A 15,209-nucleotide genomic window follows, 5' to 3' on the forward strand; every position below is an offset into this window, starting at 1 on the left:
ATAAAGGAGGAGGTATGCCAGACAGCCCTGCTGACGTATTGAAAATTGCCGCTGCTGTAGTAAGTGACCCCGATGGTCGTTTGCTATTAGTGCGTAAGCACAATACGTCCTTCTTTATGCAGCCCGGCGGCAAGATCGATGCGGGTGAAACCGCATTAGAGGCGCTGTGCCGTGAGTTGAAAGAGGAGTTAGGCTTGAGCGTGAATAGCGATCAGCTTTCGCCGTTAGGCATACACTCCACCCCCGCTGCCAATGAGCCGGGCATGATGCTCGAAGCGCACCTGTTTAGCCTTGTTATCGACGAGTCTGTCGAGGCAGCGGCTGAAATCGCTGAAGCAAGATGGGTGACCCGTGAAGAGGCTTGGCAGTTACAGCTGGCGCCGCTGACAAAAGAGTGCGTGGTGGTAAATTATTAATCGTGAATGTTGTGATGAAAAGCGCCGTTGGCGCTTTTTTTATGCGCAGTAGGTGGGCCAAATCGATTGATTGCTAATGATAAATATTGTCATTTATTCTGTTAGTGGTAGGCTATGCGGCGTAAAAGATAAACGCAAATCGTTCTAATACCCAATTAGTTTTAGTGGCGCGGTGCCCGCCGCCCGCTACTCAGTGACGGAGAGTCGACGTGCTGAACAGGCCTTTCTTTGCCTTGCGTGGATGGTGGCTAGCGGCAGTGCTGGCCAGTGGCACGCTGATGGCAAGTGAACAAGCAGTGGCTCAAGCGGCCGAAAGTGTCGAAGCCCAGCAAACCCAGGCAGCGCTTCAAGCGCAGATTGATGCTGCCGATGAGCAAACCCGTGAGCAGTTGGAAGCGTTGCGCCGACTGGAACGTGAAACCCGGCAGTTGAAGGCTGACAACGCCTCACTGACGGGGCGCTTAGCGGAAGAGGCCGAGCGCCAGCAGCGCCTGGCGACGGCGTTGGATACCCTCGACGAGACGCGCTCAGCGCTGCCCGTGATCGAGCAAAATATGTTTGCGCAGTTGAGCCAATGGATTGAGCATGACTTGCCCTTTCTGCGCGATGAGCGGTTGGCGCGGGTTGAGCGTCAGCCAGATGAGCAGGGGCAAAACACTATTGAGCGTATTAATGGACTGCTCGAAGCGTGGCGCGTTGAACTTGATTATGGACAGGAAATGGATAGCTGGCGAGGGCGTTTACGTCAAGATGGCCGCGAGCGCGAAGTGGATTTCTTGCGCATCGGGCGTATCGGCTTTTACTACCTAACCCCCGATGGTCGTGAGGGCGGTGTGTGGAGCGCTGAGAACGGCGCATGGCAGCCGCTGGATGACGAGTATCTGCGTGAAGTGCGAAGTGGGTTGCGCATGGCAGACGATCAGCGCGCCCCGGATCTACTCACTTTGCCGCTCTCGATTAGTGCCAATGACTTGCAGGGAGAGCAACCATGAGTCGACCAACTCTCCGTCAACTTTGTTATGCCTGCGTTGTATTGGGGCTGGTAGCGATCAGTGGCGTATCAATGGCGCAAACTGAAAGCGCAACGTCGCTGCGCGAAGCCCGAGAGGCCGCAGAGTTGCGTGACCAGCAGCGGCTAATGAGCTTCCTGGATGATCAGCAAGCTTTAGAGGCCGCGCTGGAGCAGGCCCGCGCTGAGCATGAAGAGGCCCAGCAGCAGCAAGAGGCGCTAGAGGAACAGCAGGCCGAGCAAGCCGAGCAAGCCAGCGAGCTGAATGCGCGCCAAGCAGAGCAGGGCGAAGCGCTTTCGGGGCTGTTGAGTAATCTTGCTCGTCATAGCTCTGAGATTCGCAATGCGCTGGGTGAAGAGAGCTTGCTTACTCTCGAAGAAGAATCGCTGCCGCCGCGCTTAGATGATGTGGAAGTACTTGAGCGCCATCAGTTGGAAAACGTGGTAGACCGCTTGGCGACGCTAACCGCGCGCACTGGTCGTGCTGAGCGGCTTTCAATGCCGGTGGCGGACGCCAGCGGCGAGGTAGCCACCCGCGAGCTGGTTCGACTGGGCGATTTTGCGGCCTTTACCGAGAACGAGCTTTTAGAGCGCGGTGAAAATGACGGCAACCTCGTGGTTTTGCCGCGCACCCCCGATGCCATTGGCGGGTTGCTGGCAGATTACTACCAAGGCGAAAGCAACGTGCTTGCGGTGGATCCCACCCAGGGAAGCGTACTCAACGCCTTGGCGCAGCAGCCCAGCCTATGGGAGCGTTTTCAGCAGGGCGGGTACGTTGGCTATGTGGTCGTGGCGCTGGGTATTCTAGGTCTGATTATCGGCCTGGGCCAATACGGCTATCTGATTCTGGTCAGTCTGCGCGTTAATCGCCAGCGGCAATCCCTCGACCAGCTGCGGACCAATAACCCCCTGGGGCGGGTTTTACTGCGCTTTGAAGGCATGGATAAGCATCAAACCCCGGAAGCCCTGGAAGCGCGGCTAGATGAAGCAGTATTGGCCGAATTGCCCAAGCTAGAGCGCAGCCAGCCGATGGTGAAGCTGCTTGCCGCGATTGCCCCGCTGCTCGGTCTGCTGGGTACGGTGACCGGTATGATCGTGACTTTTCAGGCCATTACCGTGTTTGGTACCGGTGACCCACAGCTAATGGCGGGCGGTATCAGCCAAGCGTTGGTGACCACCGTGCTGGGTCTGATTACCGCCGTGCCGCTGCTGTTTGTGCAGACCGCATTATCGGGCCGTAGCCGTTACCTAACCCATGTGATTGAAGGGCAGGCGAGCGCAGCATTGGCCGACCACCTTGAGTCCCAGACGCAAACACACACGCCTGCGGTGACTTAATATGGCCACTCTTCCTCTTTGGCTCGAGCCCGTTGAGCGTCTGGTTGAAGCGGGTGGCGTAGTGCTGGTTGTGCTGGCAGTGGTTGCCGTGCTGGTGTTTGCCATGGCCATGGAGCGCTGGTGGTATTACCGCATTACCTGGCGTATAGCCCGGCGACAACTGCTGCGCCGCTGGGCGGCGCGCAGCGACCACACCAGCTGGAGCGCTCGCACGCTGCGTCATGTGTGGGCACAAGCGTTAGTCGCTAGGCTACGTAAACCGTTGCCATGGCTAAAGTTGTTAGTCGCGTTGTGTCCATTGTTGGGGTTGTTAGGCACGGTGACGGGCATGATTAGCGTCTTCGATAGCCTGTCGTTGAGCGAGACCCATCAAGCCCGCGCTATGGCGGACGGCGTCGCCCGAGCGACGCTGCCGACCTTGACCGGCATGGCGATTGCCGTGGTAGGGCTATTATTTATTAGTCGTTTAGAGCATGTCATTCGTCGCGAAGACCAGCGGCTGCATGATCGCCTGGCGCGGGCACTGGAGGAGAGTGATGCGTAGACGCCGTTCCATGGATGCCACTGGTGAGAGCAATGAGGTGAACCTAACGCCGATGCTCGATGTGGTATTTATCATGCTGATTTTCTTTATTGTGACCACCAGCTTTGTTAAAGAGAGCGGTGTCGAAATTGAGCGGCCGGAATCCAGCGCCGCCACACCGCGCCCGGACGCCCAGGTGCTCGTGGCGATTTCCCCGGAAGGCGCGGTGTGGGTAGATGGCAGTCCCGTGGATGCCCACCGGGTCGGCCAACAGGTCGCCGATATGCTGAGTGATGATGGCTCGGTGGTGATTCAGGCGGATCGTGAATCCACTACCGGCCTGCTAATCGAGGTGATGGATCGGCTGCGCGAAGCGGGCGTTGACCAAGTAGCGGTGGCGGCGAGTCGGAGTGGGTCATGATGCGCCACCTGCTGTCGTTATTGGGAGGCGTCGTGCTGGCGGTGGGCTTATTCTGGCTGCTTGCCCAGCTAGTGGCACCCCCTGAGCGGGAGCCCGAAGAGCTGACCATGAGCATGGCGATGACGATGGTTGATGCGCCGGAGGTGGCCCCGGAGCAGGAGGCGCCCACGCCTGCACCTGTTGAAGCGACACCCCAGCAAGCGCCGCCGCCCATGCCTGCACCCGAGCCGCCCCCGGTAGCGGAAAGCACTATTAGTTTACCGGAGGTGGAGCTACCGGATGAGCCCGTTGAACCGGTTGAAATGGACAGTGAACTCCCTGAGCTTACCGAAGTAGAGCCGGAGCCACAGCCTGACCCTACTCCCGAACCAGCGCCGGAGCCGCCGCGAGAAACGCCTGTTGAGCCAGCACCCGCCGCTACCACTGCTGAGCCAAGCGAACCTGCTGAGCGCGAGGCAGCTCCAGTGGCTAAGCCCGCGCCCTCTAACGAACCGGTGAGCGTTGGCCAGGCGACACCGACCAGCCGGGTCAACCCAAACTATCCGCCACGCGCGCAGCGGCGGGGTATGGAGGGTTTTGTGGAAGTGGCGTTCACGATTCGTCGCGACGGCAGTGTCGACAGTTCTTCTATACGCATTACCAATGCCCAGCCGCGTCGCGTATTTGACGATGCCGCACGGGATGCCATTAGCCAGTGGCAATTTGAACCCAGTGATCGGTTGCGCAATGCCACCCAGCGGATCGAGTTTCAGTTGAGGTAGCCGTATGAAGCGTCCTTTAACGTTTTTGTTACTATGCATTTGGTCGCTCTCGGCGCAGGCCAACCCGGCGCTGCAAGGCGATGTGATTGCCGATCTCAAGGCGCTGCAGAGCCAGTTGCAGGCGGGCCAGTTGGGCCAGGTGATTGAGCGGGCAACGGCTCAGGCGCAGCGGTTAGAGCCGGGCAATCAATCGGATCAATGGGCCAGCGCGCTTTATCAGCAGCTGGCGGCAGGTGCTCTGGCACGGCAGGAAAAACCAGCAGCGGCAGCGGATCGGCTGGCGATTGCCCGTGGTTTAAATGGCGTTGATGACGCTCAAGCAACTCGCTGGCTACGTGAGGAAGCCATGCTACGCCGTGCGGCTGACCAGCGTGATCAGGCCATTGAGTTACTCAGTGAGTGGTTGTCCAATCAGCAAGACAGTGATGCTATCTGGCAGTTAACGCGCCTGCTGGCGCAACAGGCGCGTTGGGAAGAAGCCGCCGACTGGCTTGAGCAGGCACTTAATGAGACCCCAGAGCTAAGCGAAGTACAGCAGGCGCTGGCGCTTGCTGTGTATCGCAATGCGGGGCAAGGCGAGCAGGCGCTGAGCTGGCTGCTGGATGGCTTGAATGTGCAAAGCGATGCAGGCCAATGGCGCCAAGCCGCCGGACTTGCCCAGCAGGCCGGCCAGCCAGGCGTTGCCGCTGGCCTGTGGGAGACAGCGTGGCAATTAGGCAAGTTAACCGAGCAGGAGGATTTTTGGCTATTGATCCAACTCCATCTTGCAGGCGGCACTCCCGCAAGGGCAGCAGAGCATCTAGAGCAGGCGCTGAGTGAGGGTGACATTGTCCGCGATGAGTCCCATCTGCGTTTGCTTGCCAACGCCTGGCAACAGGCTAAAGACGTCGAAAAGGCGCTTAATGCCCGGCGTGCTTTGGCAGTAACGACCCAATCCAGCGATGATTGGCGTGCTTATGGTCAGCTCGCTTACGCTTGGGGGAAGGATGAGCAAGCCCAACAAGCCTTTACCCACGCCTCTGAGCTAGGCGATGAGAAGGCGGAACAATGGCTGGCCAGTTTTCAGTCAAGCCCTACTTATTAGTTTGCGTTAAGTTAGTTTGCTTTAAGGGTTAGCGAAAAGTCACTCCAGGTAGGCGCATGATCCGAGGGCCGTTCCATGCCGCGCAGGTCGTAATCAATGCCAGCGCCAGTAGCCTGTTCGGCCAGCGCCTGGGTGACTAGAATGTAGTCGATACGCAGACCGCGCTTGGGCTCACGATCAAAACCTTTCGAGCGGTAATCAAACCAACTAAAACGGTCATCGCTGTGAGGGTGGCAGAGGCGATAGCTATCGTGGAGCCCCCAGGCTTTGATACCCTCAAGCCATTCGCGCTCGACGGGTTGAAAGCTGGTTTTGCCTTCGCGCAGCCAGCGCTTACGATTGGCCTCGCCGATGCCGATATCCTGATCTTCCGGTGAGATGTTAAAATCACCCATGATTGCTAACCGCTCGTCAGGGCGGCACTGCTCGTTAAGCATTCGTGCTAACTGGCCGTAAAAATGCTTTTTATAGGGAAACTTGGTCGGGTGTGTGATGTTTTCACCCTGCGGGAAATAGCCGTTCCAGACCGTTACGGCCTTGTCATCGTTAGCCAACAGGCGAACGCCAATCATACGGCGCTGAGCATCTTCTCCATCGTCGGGAAAACCATAAAACACCTCTTGCGGTGCTTGGCGGCACATTAAGGCAACGCCGTAATGGCCTTTCTGGCCATGATAAAACACGTGGTAGCCCATGGCTTCCACGTCGGCGATCGGGAACTCGCTATCCTGCACCTTGGTTTCCTGCAGGCCAATGACGTCCGGCTGCTGAGTGTCGATCAGCGCCTGTAACTGGTGAAGGCGTGCCCGAATGCCGTTAATATTGAACGAAACCAATCGCATTACGAATCGTCCCCGTGAGGTTTGTCGGTGCCGCTGTTATTTTTATCCGGGTGGATGGCAATTTGCTGACCGCTTTGTTGGCGGGCGAGTTTTCTCACCGCCTGAAGCTTGCGCTGCTGCTGCTTTTTAGCCACAAAACGGCGCGAAGGGGCCACTTGATCAGGGTTGTCGTGGCGCCACTTTTTATAATCTTTACGCCGACCGGTACGAATAGTCACCTTGTCGGCCAGTGAGCGAGTTTTTTTCTTACGCGTCATGTCGCGCTCCTTAACGTCAATTTGAACGCTATTCTAACAGGCCTTGGGACTCCTTCGACAGCAGGACGCGCTCTTATCGCCAAGCCCTGGTACAATACGCGCTTCATGATGCCAACTTCCACAGCAATGGACAGATAGATAGCCTATGAGCGAGTCGGAACAGACCACAGCCCCGGCCCAGAATCGCAAGCCAAAACGCCGCCGCCGTAAACCGCGTCGTCGCCAGTCGAACTGGGATCTTCGTCAGTTTCAGGTGCCTGCCGTGGCCGGCAAGTGGCGCTTTCATGACTTTGACCTGCCGCTACCTTTGATGCGCGCTATTCATGCCCAAGGGTTTGAATACTGCACGCCTATTCAGGCTGAGGCGTTGCGCCAAACATTATTGGGTGGCGACATTGTCGGTAAAGCGCAAACGGGAACCGGTAAAACAGCCGCCTTTTTAATATCAGTGATGGCCTACTTCCTGGAAGAGCCCACGCCGGAGGGTCAAAAACCCGGTGCGCCGCGCGCGTTGATCATTGCGCCTACCCGCGAACTGGCACTGCAGATTGAAAAAGACGCCAAAGCCTTAGCGCGTTTTACACAGCTCAATGTGGCCAGTGTGGTCGGCGGTATGGACTACCAGAAGCAGCGTGAAAGCCTGGGCAGCAAAATCGATATTCTGGTGGCAACGCCAGGGCGTCTGTTGGATTTCCACCAGAAGCGTGATATCGACCTCAATGAAGTTGAAGTGCTGGTGTTAGATGAAGCCGACCGTATGTTGTCGATGGGCTTTATCCCTGACGTGAAGCAGATTATTCGCTACACGCCGAAAAAAGAAGAGCGCCAGACCTTTCTCTTCTCGGCTACTTTTACCGACGATATCTTAAGCCTTGCCAGTCAATGGACGCAGGATCCTGCCCACGTTGAAATCGAAGTGACCGTCGAGAATCAGGCGGATATCGATCAGAGAGTGTATTTGGTGTCCGATGACGACAAGCAGCGCTTGCTGGTTAACTTGCTCAAACAGGAAAGCTTCGAGCGTGTGATGGTTTTCGGTAACCGTCGCGATTTAGTGCGCAAGCTGGATGACCTGCTTAGAAAGGCCGGTGTCAGCGTTGCGATGCTCTCAGGCGATGTGCCGCAGAACCAGCGTATCAAAACCCTGGAAAGCTTCCGCGAAGGCGATATTCAGGTATTGGTCGCCACCGACGTTGCTGGCCGTGGCATTCATATTGAAGACGTTAGCCACGTCATCAATTACACCCTGCCCGAAGACCCAGAAGACTATGTACACCGTATCGGCCGTACCGGTCGAGCTGGCGCCAAGGGTGTGTCGATCAGCTTTGTCGGTGAAGAAGATGCCTTCTCGCTGCCTGAAATCGAGCGTTATATCAACGACAAGTTGCCCTGCGTGCATCCGCCGGAAGGTATGCTTTAAGCCACATGCTTGATACAGCCCTCAAAAGCGAGATTCAAGACGCTTACCGTCGCGTGGTGGACACACTTGAGCTGACCCCGCGCTACGGTCAGCGCATGATGATTGCCGAAATCGCCCGGACGCTGGGTAACATAGAAAGCGACGGCGAGGGTAAGCGAACCAGTGATACCCATGTCTGTGTGCTCGAAGCGGGCACTGGCACGGGTAAAACGCTGGCTTATTTGATTGCCGCTTTGCCAATCGCTAAAGCGCGCGGCAAACGGTTGATTATTTCCACGGCTACGGTTGCTCTGCAAGAGCAGGTGCTCAATCAGGATTTACCCTCGCTGGCCAGTCACAGCGGCATAGCCTTTCGCTACGCGTTAGCCAAAGGGCGTGGCCGCTATGTGTGCGTGGCGCGCCTGGATCAGGCGCTCGAAGGCAGTGAACCCAACCCCACGCTGTCGCTGTTTGAGCAGTCGCTGCAGACTCAAAGTAGCGACTTCAACGTGATTGCCAGCGATATGGCGCAAGCTTACGGTCAGGGCGAATGGGAGGGGGATCGCGATAACTGGCCCGAGGCGATTGATGATGCCCACTGGCGGCGGCTAACGGTTGACCATCGCCAGTGCACGGGGCGGCGCTGCGGGCACTTTGGTGCCTGCGCGTTTTTTCGCTCTCGTCGCGAGCTTGAAAACGCTGATGTGATTGTCGCCAATCACGACCTTGTCCTGGCTGACTTGGCCTTGGGCGGCGGCGCAATTCTGCCCGACCCGGCGGACTGCATTTTTGTGTTTGACGAAGGCCACCACCTGCCCGAGAAAGCGCTTTCCCACTTTGCCCACCGCTTTGCGGTGCACGGCTGCTTGCGCTGGTTGAAAACACTAAAAAGCAGTTTGACCGACTTGCATCAAGCGTTGGCCATTCAGCCTACGGTGGCGCGCCTGCTGGTAAGCCTTCCAGAGTTGATTCAGGGCTTGGAACCCGCGCTGGGCGATGTGTTTAGCGTGGGGCACCAGTTAGCAGGGCGCCCGAATGGTTTGGCTGACGAAGAAGCTACTCACCAATTGCGCTTTGAGAAGGGCCAAGTCCCCGATGCCCTGCGTGAACAGGCGCAGCAGCTGTTAATGATGTTTGCCTCTATGTCGCGTTGTCTCGAAAGTATCAGTGATATTCTGCGCGAAAGCCTTGATCCTGATAAGCAGACCGGCTTAGATCGCGAACAGGCCGAAGCCTGGCTACCCTTGGTTGCGCTGCTACATGGGCGGGCCTTAGAGGCGCATGCATTGTGGCAGGCATTTAGCGAGCAGGATGTAGCCAATGAAGCGCCCAGCGCCCGCTGGATCACCCTGAGCCGTGTGGCCGGGGAGCCAGAAGTTGAGTTTTCAGCCAGCCCAGTGTCAGCGGCGCACACGCTTGCCAAGCACTTATGGGGTCGCTGCCATGGGGCGGTGGTTACCTCAGCAACTTTGACCGCGCTGGGGCGCTTCGAGCGCCTGCAAGAGCGTGCAGGACTGGCCAATCGCTATCGCTATCAGGCGCTGCCAAGCCCGTTTGATTATGCCAATGCGGTGTTGCGCGTACCTAAAGAGGCCACCGACCCTGGTGACCGGGAAGCCCATGAGCAGGCGATTGTCACCTTTGTTACGCAGTTGGCCGACAAAGAGGCGGCGCTGGTGCTGTTCTCTTCCCGTGCCCAGCTGCGTGCGGTTGATAAAGTCTTGCCAGCGGCGGTGAAGGCGCGCGTGCTCGCTCAGGATGCGCTGCCCAAGCGTGAATTGATCGAGCGCCATCGGGCGGCGGTGGACAGGGGTGAGGGTAGTATTATCTTTGGCCTAGCGAGCTTTGCCGAGGGGATCGATCTACCCGGCGACTATTTGACGCACGTGGTGATAACGCGGCTACCTTTTGCGGTACCCGACGACCCGGTGGGTGCTACGTTGGCGGAGTGGATAGAGAGTCAGGGCGGCAATGCGTTTATGCGCATTAGCGTGCCCGATGCGTCTATTAAGCTGGTGCAAGCTTGCGGGCGCTTGATTCGTAAAGAGAGTGATCGCGGGACGATCACCTTGCTGGATAAGCGGGTGATTACCCGCCGCTACGGGCAAGCACTGCTGGATGCACTGCCACCGTTTCGGCGCGAAATTAGTTGCTAGCGATTATTCGGTGGTCTGGGATACAAAAAACCCCGCTACGGCGGGGTTTATCGTCGTTTTCATAGCGGCTATGCCGTTATTTGTCGATGCGCTTGGCCAGCGTGGCGGCAAGTTTATCGTTCATGCGGTTAAACGTTTCCACCGTCGTATCCCAGTCTATACAAGCATCGGTAATGGAAACACCGTACTCTAATTGGCTTAAGTCTTGGGTGAGTTTTTGATTGCCCCAGCCAATGTTGGATTCAACCATCAGACCAATAATGGAGGTATTGCCCTCCAAAATTTGGTTGGTGACGTTTTCCAGCACCAACGGTTGTAGCGCCGCGTCTTTATTGGAGTTGGCGTGAGAGCAGTCGATCATAATGTTGGCCGAAAGCTTGGCCTTCTCAAGCTCTTTTTCTGCCAGCGCAACGCTGACGCTGTCGTAGTTAGGCTTGCCGTTGCCGCCGCGTAGAACGACGTGGCCGTAGGCATTGCCGCGGGTACGAATAATTGCCACCTGACCTGCTTGGTTAATACCCAGGAAATTGTGCGGGCTGGCAACAGACTGTAGGGCGTTAATGGCCACATCCAAGCTGCCATCGGTGCCGTTCTTAAAGCCGACCGGGCAGGAGAGGCCGGATGCCATTTCGCGGTGAGTCTGCGATTCAGTGGTGCGCGCGCCAATCGCCGACCAGCTAATGCAGTCTTGCAGGTATTGGGGAGAAATAGGGTCGAGCGCTTCGGTGGCTAGCGGTAAACCGATTTCAGCTAAATCGACCAGCAGTTTGCGGGCGATGTGCAAGCCTTCATCAATCTCGAAAGAGTCGTTAAGGTGAGGGTCGTTGATCAGGCCTTTCCAGCCTATGGTGGTGCGTGGTTTTTCAAAATACACGCGCATCACAATATACAGGCTGTCGCTGACTTGATCGGCTAATTGACGAAGGCGACGGGCGTAGTCGAGTGCTGCTTCCACATCGTGGATAGAGCAAGGGCCGACGACGACTAGTAACCGCGGGTCGTTGCCATCCAGAATGTTTTGAATGGTTTGGCGGCCTTCAATGACGGTCCGTTCGGCCGTATCGGTTAACGGTACGGCGTTTTTAAGGGCTTCTGGCGTGGTGAGAACGTCTTGAGCGAGGACGTTAAGGTTATTAACCTGCTGTTCTGACATCTTGCTACCTGTGCTTGCGTAATGGCTGGAAAAGTGAGGGAGCGATTGAAGTGATGACTACTATCGCTTGCCGAGGAGGTAAAAATCAATTGTTCTGGAACTATAGATGCATGAAAAGTGTCAGCCTCAGGGCTTTGTCAAAGGCGGGTAAGCGCTTGATGCGCCGCACAGAACGCGTAACACTAGGGCTTAAGTCGTAATAAAATATAGCTTTGTCATACAATGTTGTAGTAACAGGTTGGGGCGACACATTGGCCTTTTTATTTCACTCTATTTTTAATTAATGCCCAAGGGACGCTATGCTGCTCGCTGTGAACGCCCAAGTGTTAGGGCTAATAGGAATGAAGTTCGGCGCATGCCGTACGAGCTGGAGGAGCGCGTGAATGGGCACTCGGGAAACAGACCAACAGCTTGTTGAGCGTGCCCAAAAAGGCGATACGCGCGCATTTGATCTGCTGGTGAAAAAATACCAGCATAAAATTATTGGTCTTATTGGCCGTTATGTTCATGACCACTCTGAAGTTCAGGATGTCGCCCAGGAGGCATTTATCAAGGCGTATCGCGCCTTGGGTAAGTTTCGCTCAGAAAGTGCGTTCTACACCTGGATGTATCGCATCGCGATTAACACGGCGAAAAACTATCTGGTCTCGCGGGGAAGGCGCCCGCCGGGAAGTGATATGGATATTGCCGACGCTGAAATCATTGATCAAAGCGGGCGATTGGCAGATTCCGAGTCGCCGGAAGCGGCGATTGCCAGAGATCAGCTAGAAGCAGCGGTTTATCAGGCAATCGAAAATTTGCCGGATGATCTGCGCACGGCGATTACCCTGCGTGAACTGGATGGCCTCGCTTATGAAGATATTGCTCAGGTCATGCAGTGCCCTGTGGGTACGGTACGTTCACGAATTTTCCGCGCTCGTGAGGCGGTTGATGAGCATATTCGTCCCCTCGTGTCGACGGCACGGAACAGCCGCGACGAGTAGTGGTCTGACTGTGGTAGGTAATATGATGAGCGTTAATTGCGGCCATAAAAATTAAGCTTTTGCTTTTTTTGTGAACTGTCTGGCAGGTAACGCGTCATACATCCTGACGATTTCGATTAACTCGCTTGGTTAGCACGCGCTGAAAGAATTTTTCGGTGCGGTAGTTTTAACAGCTAATACCCAAGGGCCAATGAGTTTAGAGTCAATAGCTCTCAAAATGAATGGTTGAAGCGTTTGTAATCGTGCCGTGACGTAATGCACAGCGACCATGCCACATGGCATGTTTGATGTGTCGAATGTGCCAAGCGTCTTGAATTTAGCGTTTGCGCCTTAGAGTCTTCAGCTTTAGGGGGCGCAGCAAGGGCTTGGCCTGTGAAGTAGTCGGTGTGACGGTTCGCTTAACCGGCGCCGAGCACGCCAGTACTTCTTTTAAACAGTGTGAGGGTGTGAAGTATGAGTCAAAACACACGGGAATCACTTTCGGTGTTAATGGACGGCGAAAGTGACGAGCTTGAGCTACGCCGAGTGTTGAAGTCACTGCCTAAAGACGACGACGCTGCTGACACGTGGCGCCGTTACCATCTTGCGCGCAGCATGATGCAGCGCGAGCGAGGGGTCGACGTCAGTATCGACCTGTCTGCTGGCGTCATGGCTCGATTGCGTGATGAACCTGCTCCCTCTGTTCAAAATACAGAGCATGTTGCTAACCGCACGGGCGGCATATCGTTTGCCCGCGGGGCTAGTGTCGCTGCCGCTGTCTCGTTGATGGTCATCACCGGCGTGCAGTTCTTTGGTAATGACGCTTCGGTAAGCCAAAGTGGTGGTGATGTTGCAGCCTCGGCTTCTGGTGCCAACGGGGCAGCACAAGTTCAGCCGGTTAATTTGGCTTCCCAGCCTGCAGTGACATCACGCACTGAGATGCCTATGTTTGAGCAGACCCCTTTCCGGCTTAGTGGCCAGTCAGCCCAGAGTGGCTTAATGAATATTAGCGAGTCTGGCTTTTCTGCGCAGAGCTCTCAGGGCGTTACCGCTCAACAAGGCACTAGCATCGATGTCGACCAGATAGGCATGCTTCAGTCTTACTTGGAGCAACATACCCAGGGCGCTGCTTACGGCAGTGGTGATAGTTGGATGCCGCTGATGCGTTCATCCGCCGTCACTGAGCCATTGGGTCAGCGTTAACGAGCAGCGTAAATCGGTCGACGCTAATCGAATGCCGGTGTTTCCGGTAATGATTTGCCGATAACGATGGCCGGTGTTGAGATGGCCGGTATTGAAATGGTTAGTTAAGCAGCGAATGCTTTCAATTCTTTCAATTGAAGTGCCTTGAACTGGAAAGTGCCTTGAACTGGAGTGTGCAAAATGATGGTTCTCTGGCGAGCTAAGCGCGTAGGGGTACTTGTACTGGCCTTAGGTATGCTCACTCAGGCGCATGCTGAAAATGCTGAGAGCAGTTCTGAAAGCCACCCTGGCTATGAGTGTTCCGGAACTGACAAGGACAAGCCGAGTAATGCGCTACAGTGGCTTGAGCGAAGTTTGTGGGCTAGTCACTGCTATGCCTTTCAAGCAAGGGCTGTCGCGATTGACGCTATCAATGTGCGAACACTTGCGCTTTCGCACCGTATTCAAGACGGTATCCGACAACAAGTCGTGCAATATCTAGATGGGCCTTCGGTTAGCATTGAGCGACGTTCTCCCGTGGGGCGGTTGGCTTGGACCCAAGAAAACAGCAATGGAGAGCTGCCCACGCCCGCGAGATGGGCCGAGCATTTAGAGCAATACTATACGGTTGAGCTTGAAGAGAATGAGCGTGTTGCAGGGCGGGATGCGGTGAAACTCGACTTTGAGCCCCGTGACGAATGGCGCTTCTCCCACCAGTGGTGGGTTGACCGCGATACCGGCCTGCTACTTAAGCATGTCCTCAATGATAAGCAAGGACGGGTCATTGAAACCTTTCAAATCACCCAGCTACAGTCACCGCAGCAATATACCGGTAGCGTACGAGTCGATGCCGCTAAGAGTGTGCTTAGTACACCTTGGGATATTACTTGGCTACCCGACGGTTTTGTCGCCCAGCCGGTTACCTTTGCTGGTGATGATGGCCACCAACGCCTGTATAGCGATGGCCTGGCCACGGTTAGTGTCTTTGTCGAACCTCTTGGTGAAGAAGAAACAACCGCTTTGCGTGAAGGAATTCAGCAACTTGGCGTCTCTGCCGTTGCTGTTGAGCACTACGCTACTGAGCAAGGGCGTTGGCAATTGGTGGCTATTGGTGAAATGCCCGTTACGACACTTCAGCGGATCGCGCGTTCAATTACGTTCGAGCAAGCCGATACGGGTGGGCAATAGGCTCGCCTGCAAAGTACACAATGAGACATTTGGAAATGGTAATGGCGTCTTCCTGCCCTTCTTTGCTACGCACGGGAACGGTTGCAGACTATACGCAGCACGGCCTTGTTGTTGAAATACGCCCCCAAGAACGTTGCGAGCAGTGCGCTCAAGGCCGTGGCTGCGGAGTAGGGCTGTTGTCACCTCAACGCCGTTATCGGGTGGCGGTAGCGCTCGCCAGCAAGTCGCAACAAGCCTATCCTCTCGGCAGCCATGTCACTGTTAGCCTGCCGCGTGCCTCCATTACGCTGCTAGCTTTTTTTGTTTACGCATTGCCGCTGTTGATGGCATTGCTGCTCTCTGGATGGGCGTCTTTTATGAATGCCGCCTTTTGGCTAGCGCCGTTGATCTTCTTTAGTGCCTTGGTATTTGGTGTGATAAGCGCCAAGTACTTATTGCGTGGGCAGAGGGAACGCTTTCGTCCACGTTTGGTCAATTGATGTTCATGCAACTTATCGTGAGTTGCTTGCCTTCGATTA

16 protein-coding genes are annotated in these 15,209 nt (G+C 55.8%); 13 read left to right on the plus strand and 3 right to left on the minus strand.

Annotated elements, in window-relative coordinates:
- Window positions 1-14: 14 nt before the first annotated feature.
- The 7 genes from RZA33_RS08235 (at window position 15) to RZA33_RS08265 (ending at window position 5,552) form a co-directional block, all read left to right on the plus strand.
- Window positions 15-416 (plus strand): NUDIX domain-containing protein, encoded by a 402-nt coding sequence (locus tag RZA33_RS08235; protein WP_317507364.1) that lies wholly within the window; start codon window positions 15-17, stop codon window positions 414-416.
- Window positions 417-625: 209 nt separating this feature from the next.
- On the plus strand, window positions 626-1,408 hold the full coding sequence (locus RZA33_RS08240; protein WP_317507365.1) for a DUF3450 domain-containing protein: 783 nt from the start codon (window positions 626-628) through the stop codon (window positions 1,406-1,408).
- Window positions 1,405-2,763: a MotA/TolQ/ExbB proton channel family protein gene (locus RZA33_RS08245; protein ID WP_317507366.1), complete on the plus strand. Its 1,359-nt coding sequence runs from the start codon at window positions 1,405-1,407 to the stop codon at window positions 2,761-2,763. The genes RZA33_RS08240 and RZA33_RS08245 overlap by 4 nt, the downstream gene beginning before the upstream one ends.
- Window position 2,764: 1 nt before the next feature.
- Window positions 2,765-3,307, plus strand: coding sequence for a MotA/TolQ/ExbB proton channel family protein (locus tag RZA33_RS08250; protein ID WP_317507367.1), 543 nt, complete (start codon window positions 2,765-2,767; stop codon window positions 3,305-3,307).
- Complete coding sequence (locus RZA33_RS08255) at window positions 3,300-3,707, plus strand: biopolymer transporter ExbD (protein WP_317507368.1); 408 nt, start codon at window positions 3,300-3,302, stop codon at window positions 3,705-3,707. Before RZA33_RS08250 ends, RZA33_RS08255 begins: the two co-directional genes overlap by 8 nt.
- Window positions 3,704-4,468: a TonB family protein gene (locus tag RZA33_RS08260; protein ID WP_317507369.1), complete on the plus strand. Its 765-nt coding sequence runs from the start codon at window positions 3,704-3,706 to the stop codon at window positions 4,466-4,468. Before RZA33_RS08255 ends, RZA33_RS08260 begins: the two co-directional genes overlap by 4 nt.
- Before the next feature lie 4 nt (window positions 4,469-4,472).
- Window positions 4,473-5,552 (plus strand): hypothetical protein, encoded by a 1,080-nt coding sequence (locus RZA33_RS08265; protein ID WP_317507370.1) that lies wholly within the window; start codon window positions 4,473-4,475, stop codon window positions 5,550-5,552.
- A gap of 11 nt (window positions 5,553-5,563) precedes the next feature.
- On the opposite strand, the gene xthA is transcribed toward RZA33_RS08265, so the two are convergent.
- Window positions 5,564-6,394, minus strand: a complete 831-nt coding sequence (xthA, locus tag RZA33_RS08270) for an exodeoxyribonuclease III (protein ID WP_317507371.1) — start codon at window positions 6,392-6,394, stop codon at window positions 5,564-5,566.
- A complete protein-coding gene (locus tag RZA33_RS08275; RefSeq protein WP_317507372.1) occupies window positions 6,394-6,651 on the minus strand; it encodes a hypothetical protein in 258 nt (85 codons plus the stop codon). The genes xthA and RZA33_RS08275 overlap by 1 nt, the downstream gene beginning before the upstream one ends.
- Window positions 6,652-6,796: 145 nt before the next feature.
- On the opposite strand from RZA33_RS08275, the gene rhlB reads away from it, so the two are divergent.
- Both rhlB and dinG read left to right on the plus strand, forming a co-directional pair.
- Complete coding sequence (rhlB, locus tag RZA33_RS08280; protein WP_317507373.1) at window positions 6,797-8,071, plus strand: ATP-dependent RNA helicase RhlB; 1,275 nt, start codon at window positions 6,797-6,799, stop codon at window positions 8,069-8,071.
- A gap of 5 nt (window positions 8,072-8,076) precedes the next feature.
- A complete protein-coding gene (gene dinG / locus RZA33_RS08285) occupies window positions 8,077-10,206 on the plus strand; it encodes an ATP-dependent DNA helicase DinG (RefSeq protein WP_317507374.1) in 2,130 nt (709 codons plus the stop codon).
- 76 nt (window positions 10,207-10,282) lie between these two features.
- Here dinG and RZA33_RS08290 read toward each other — a convergent pair whose 3' ends face one another.
- Entirely contained in the window at window positions 10,283-11,359 is a 1,077-nt protein-coding gene (locus tag RZA33_RS08290; RefSeq protein WP_317507375.1) for a 3-deoxy-7-phosphoheptulonate synthase, read from the minus strand.
- Window positions 11,360-11,742: 383 nt separating this feature from the next.
- On the opposite strand from RZA33_RS08290, the gene rpoE reads away from it, so the two are divergent.
- The 4 genes from rpoE to RZA33_RS08310 all read left to right on the plus strand — a co-directional run bounded on the left by rpoE (window position 11,743) and on the right by RZA33_RS08310 (window position 15,170).
- Complete coding sequence (gene rpoE / locus RZA33_RS08295; protein WP_317507376.1) at window positions 11,743-12,342, plus strand: RNA polymerase sigma factor RpoE; 600 nt, start codon at window positions 11,743-11,745, stop codon at window positions 12,340-12,342.
- Between the two features lie 453 nt (window positions 12,343-12,795).
- Window positions 12,796-13,524 carry a sigma-E factor negative regulatory protein gene (locus RZA33_RS08300; RefSeq protein WP_317507377.1) on the plus strand — a complete coding sequence of 243 codons (729 nt, stop codon included), beginning with the start codon at window positions 12,796-12,798 and terminating at the stop codon, window positions 13,522-13,524.
- Window positions 13,525-13,704: 180 nt separating this feature from the next.
- Complete coding sequence (locus tag RZA33_RS08305) at window positions 13,705-14,691, plus strand: MucB/RseB C-terminal domain-containing protein (protein WP_317507378.1); 987 nt, start codon at window positions 13,705-13,707, stop codon at window positions 14,689-14,691.
- Between the two features lie 41 nt (window positions 14,692-14,732).
- Window positions 14,733-15,170, plus strand: a complete 438-nt coding sequence (locus RZA33_RS08310; protein ID WP_317507379.1) for a SoxR reducing system RseC family protein — start codon at window positions 14,733-14,735, stop codon at window positions 15,168-15,170.
- The last annotated feature ends 39 nt before the right edge of the window (window positions 15,171-15,209 follow it).

It is taken from the genome of Halovibrio sp. HP20-59 (genome assembly GCF_033052795.2).
Lineage (GTDB): Bacteria > Pseudomonadota > Gammaproteobacteria > Pseudomonadales > Halomonadaceae > Vreelandella.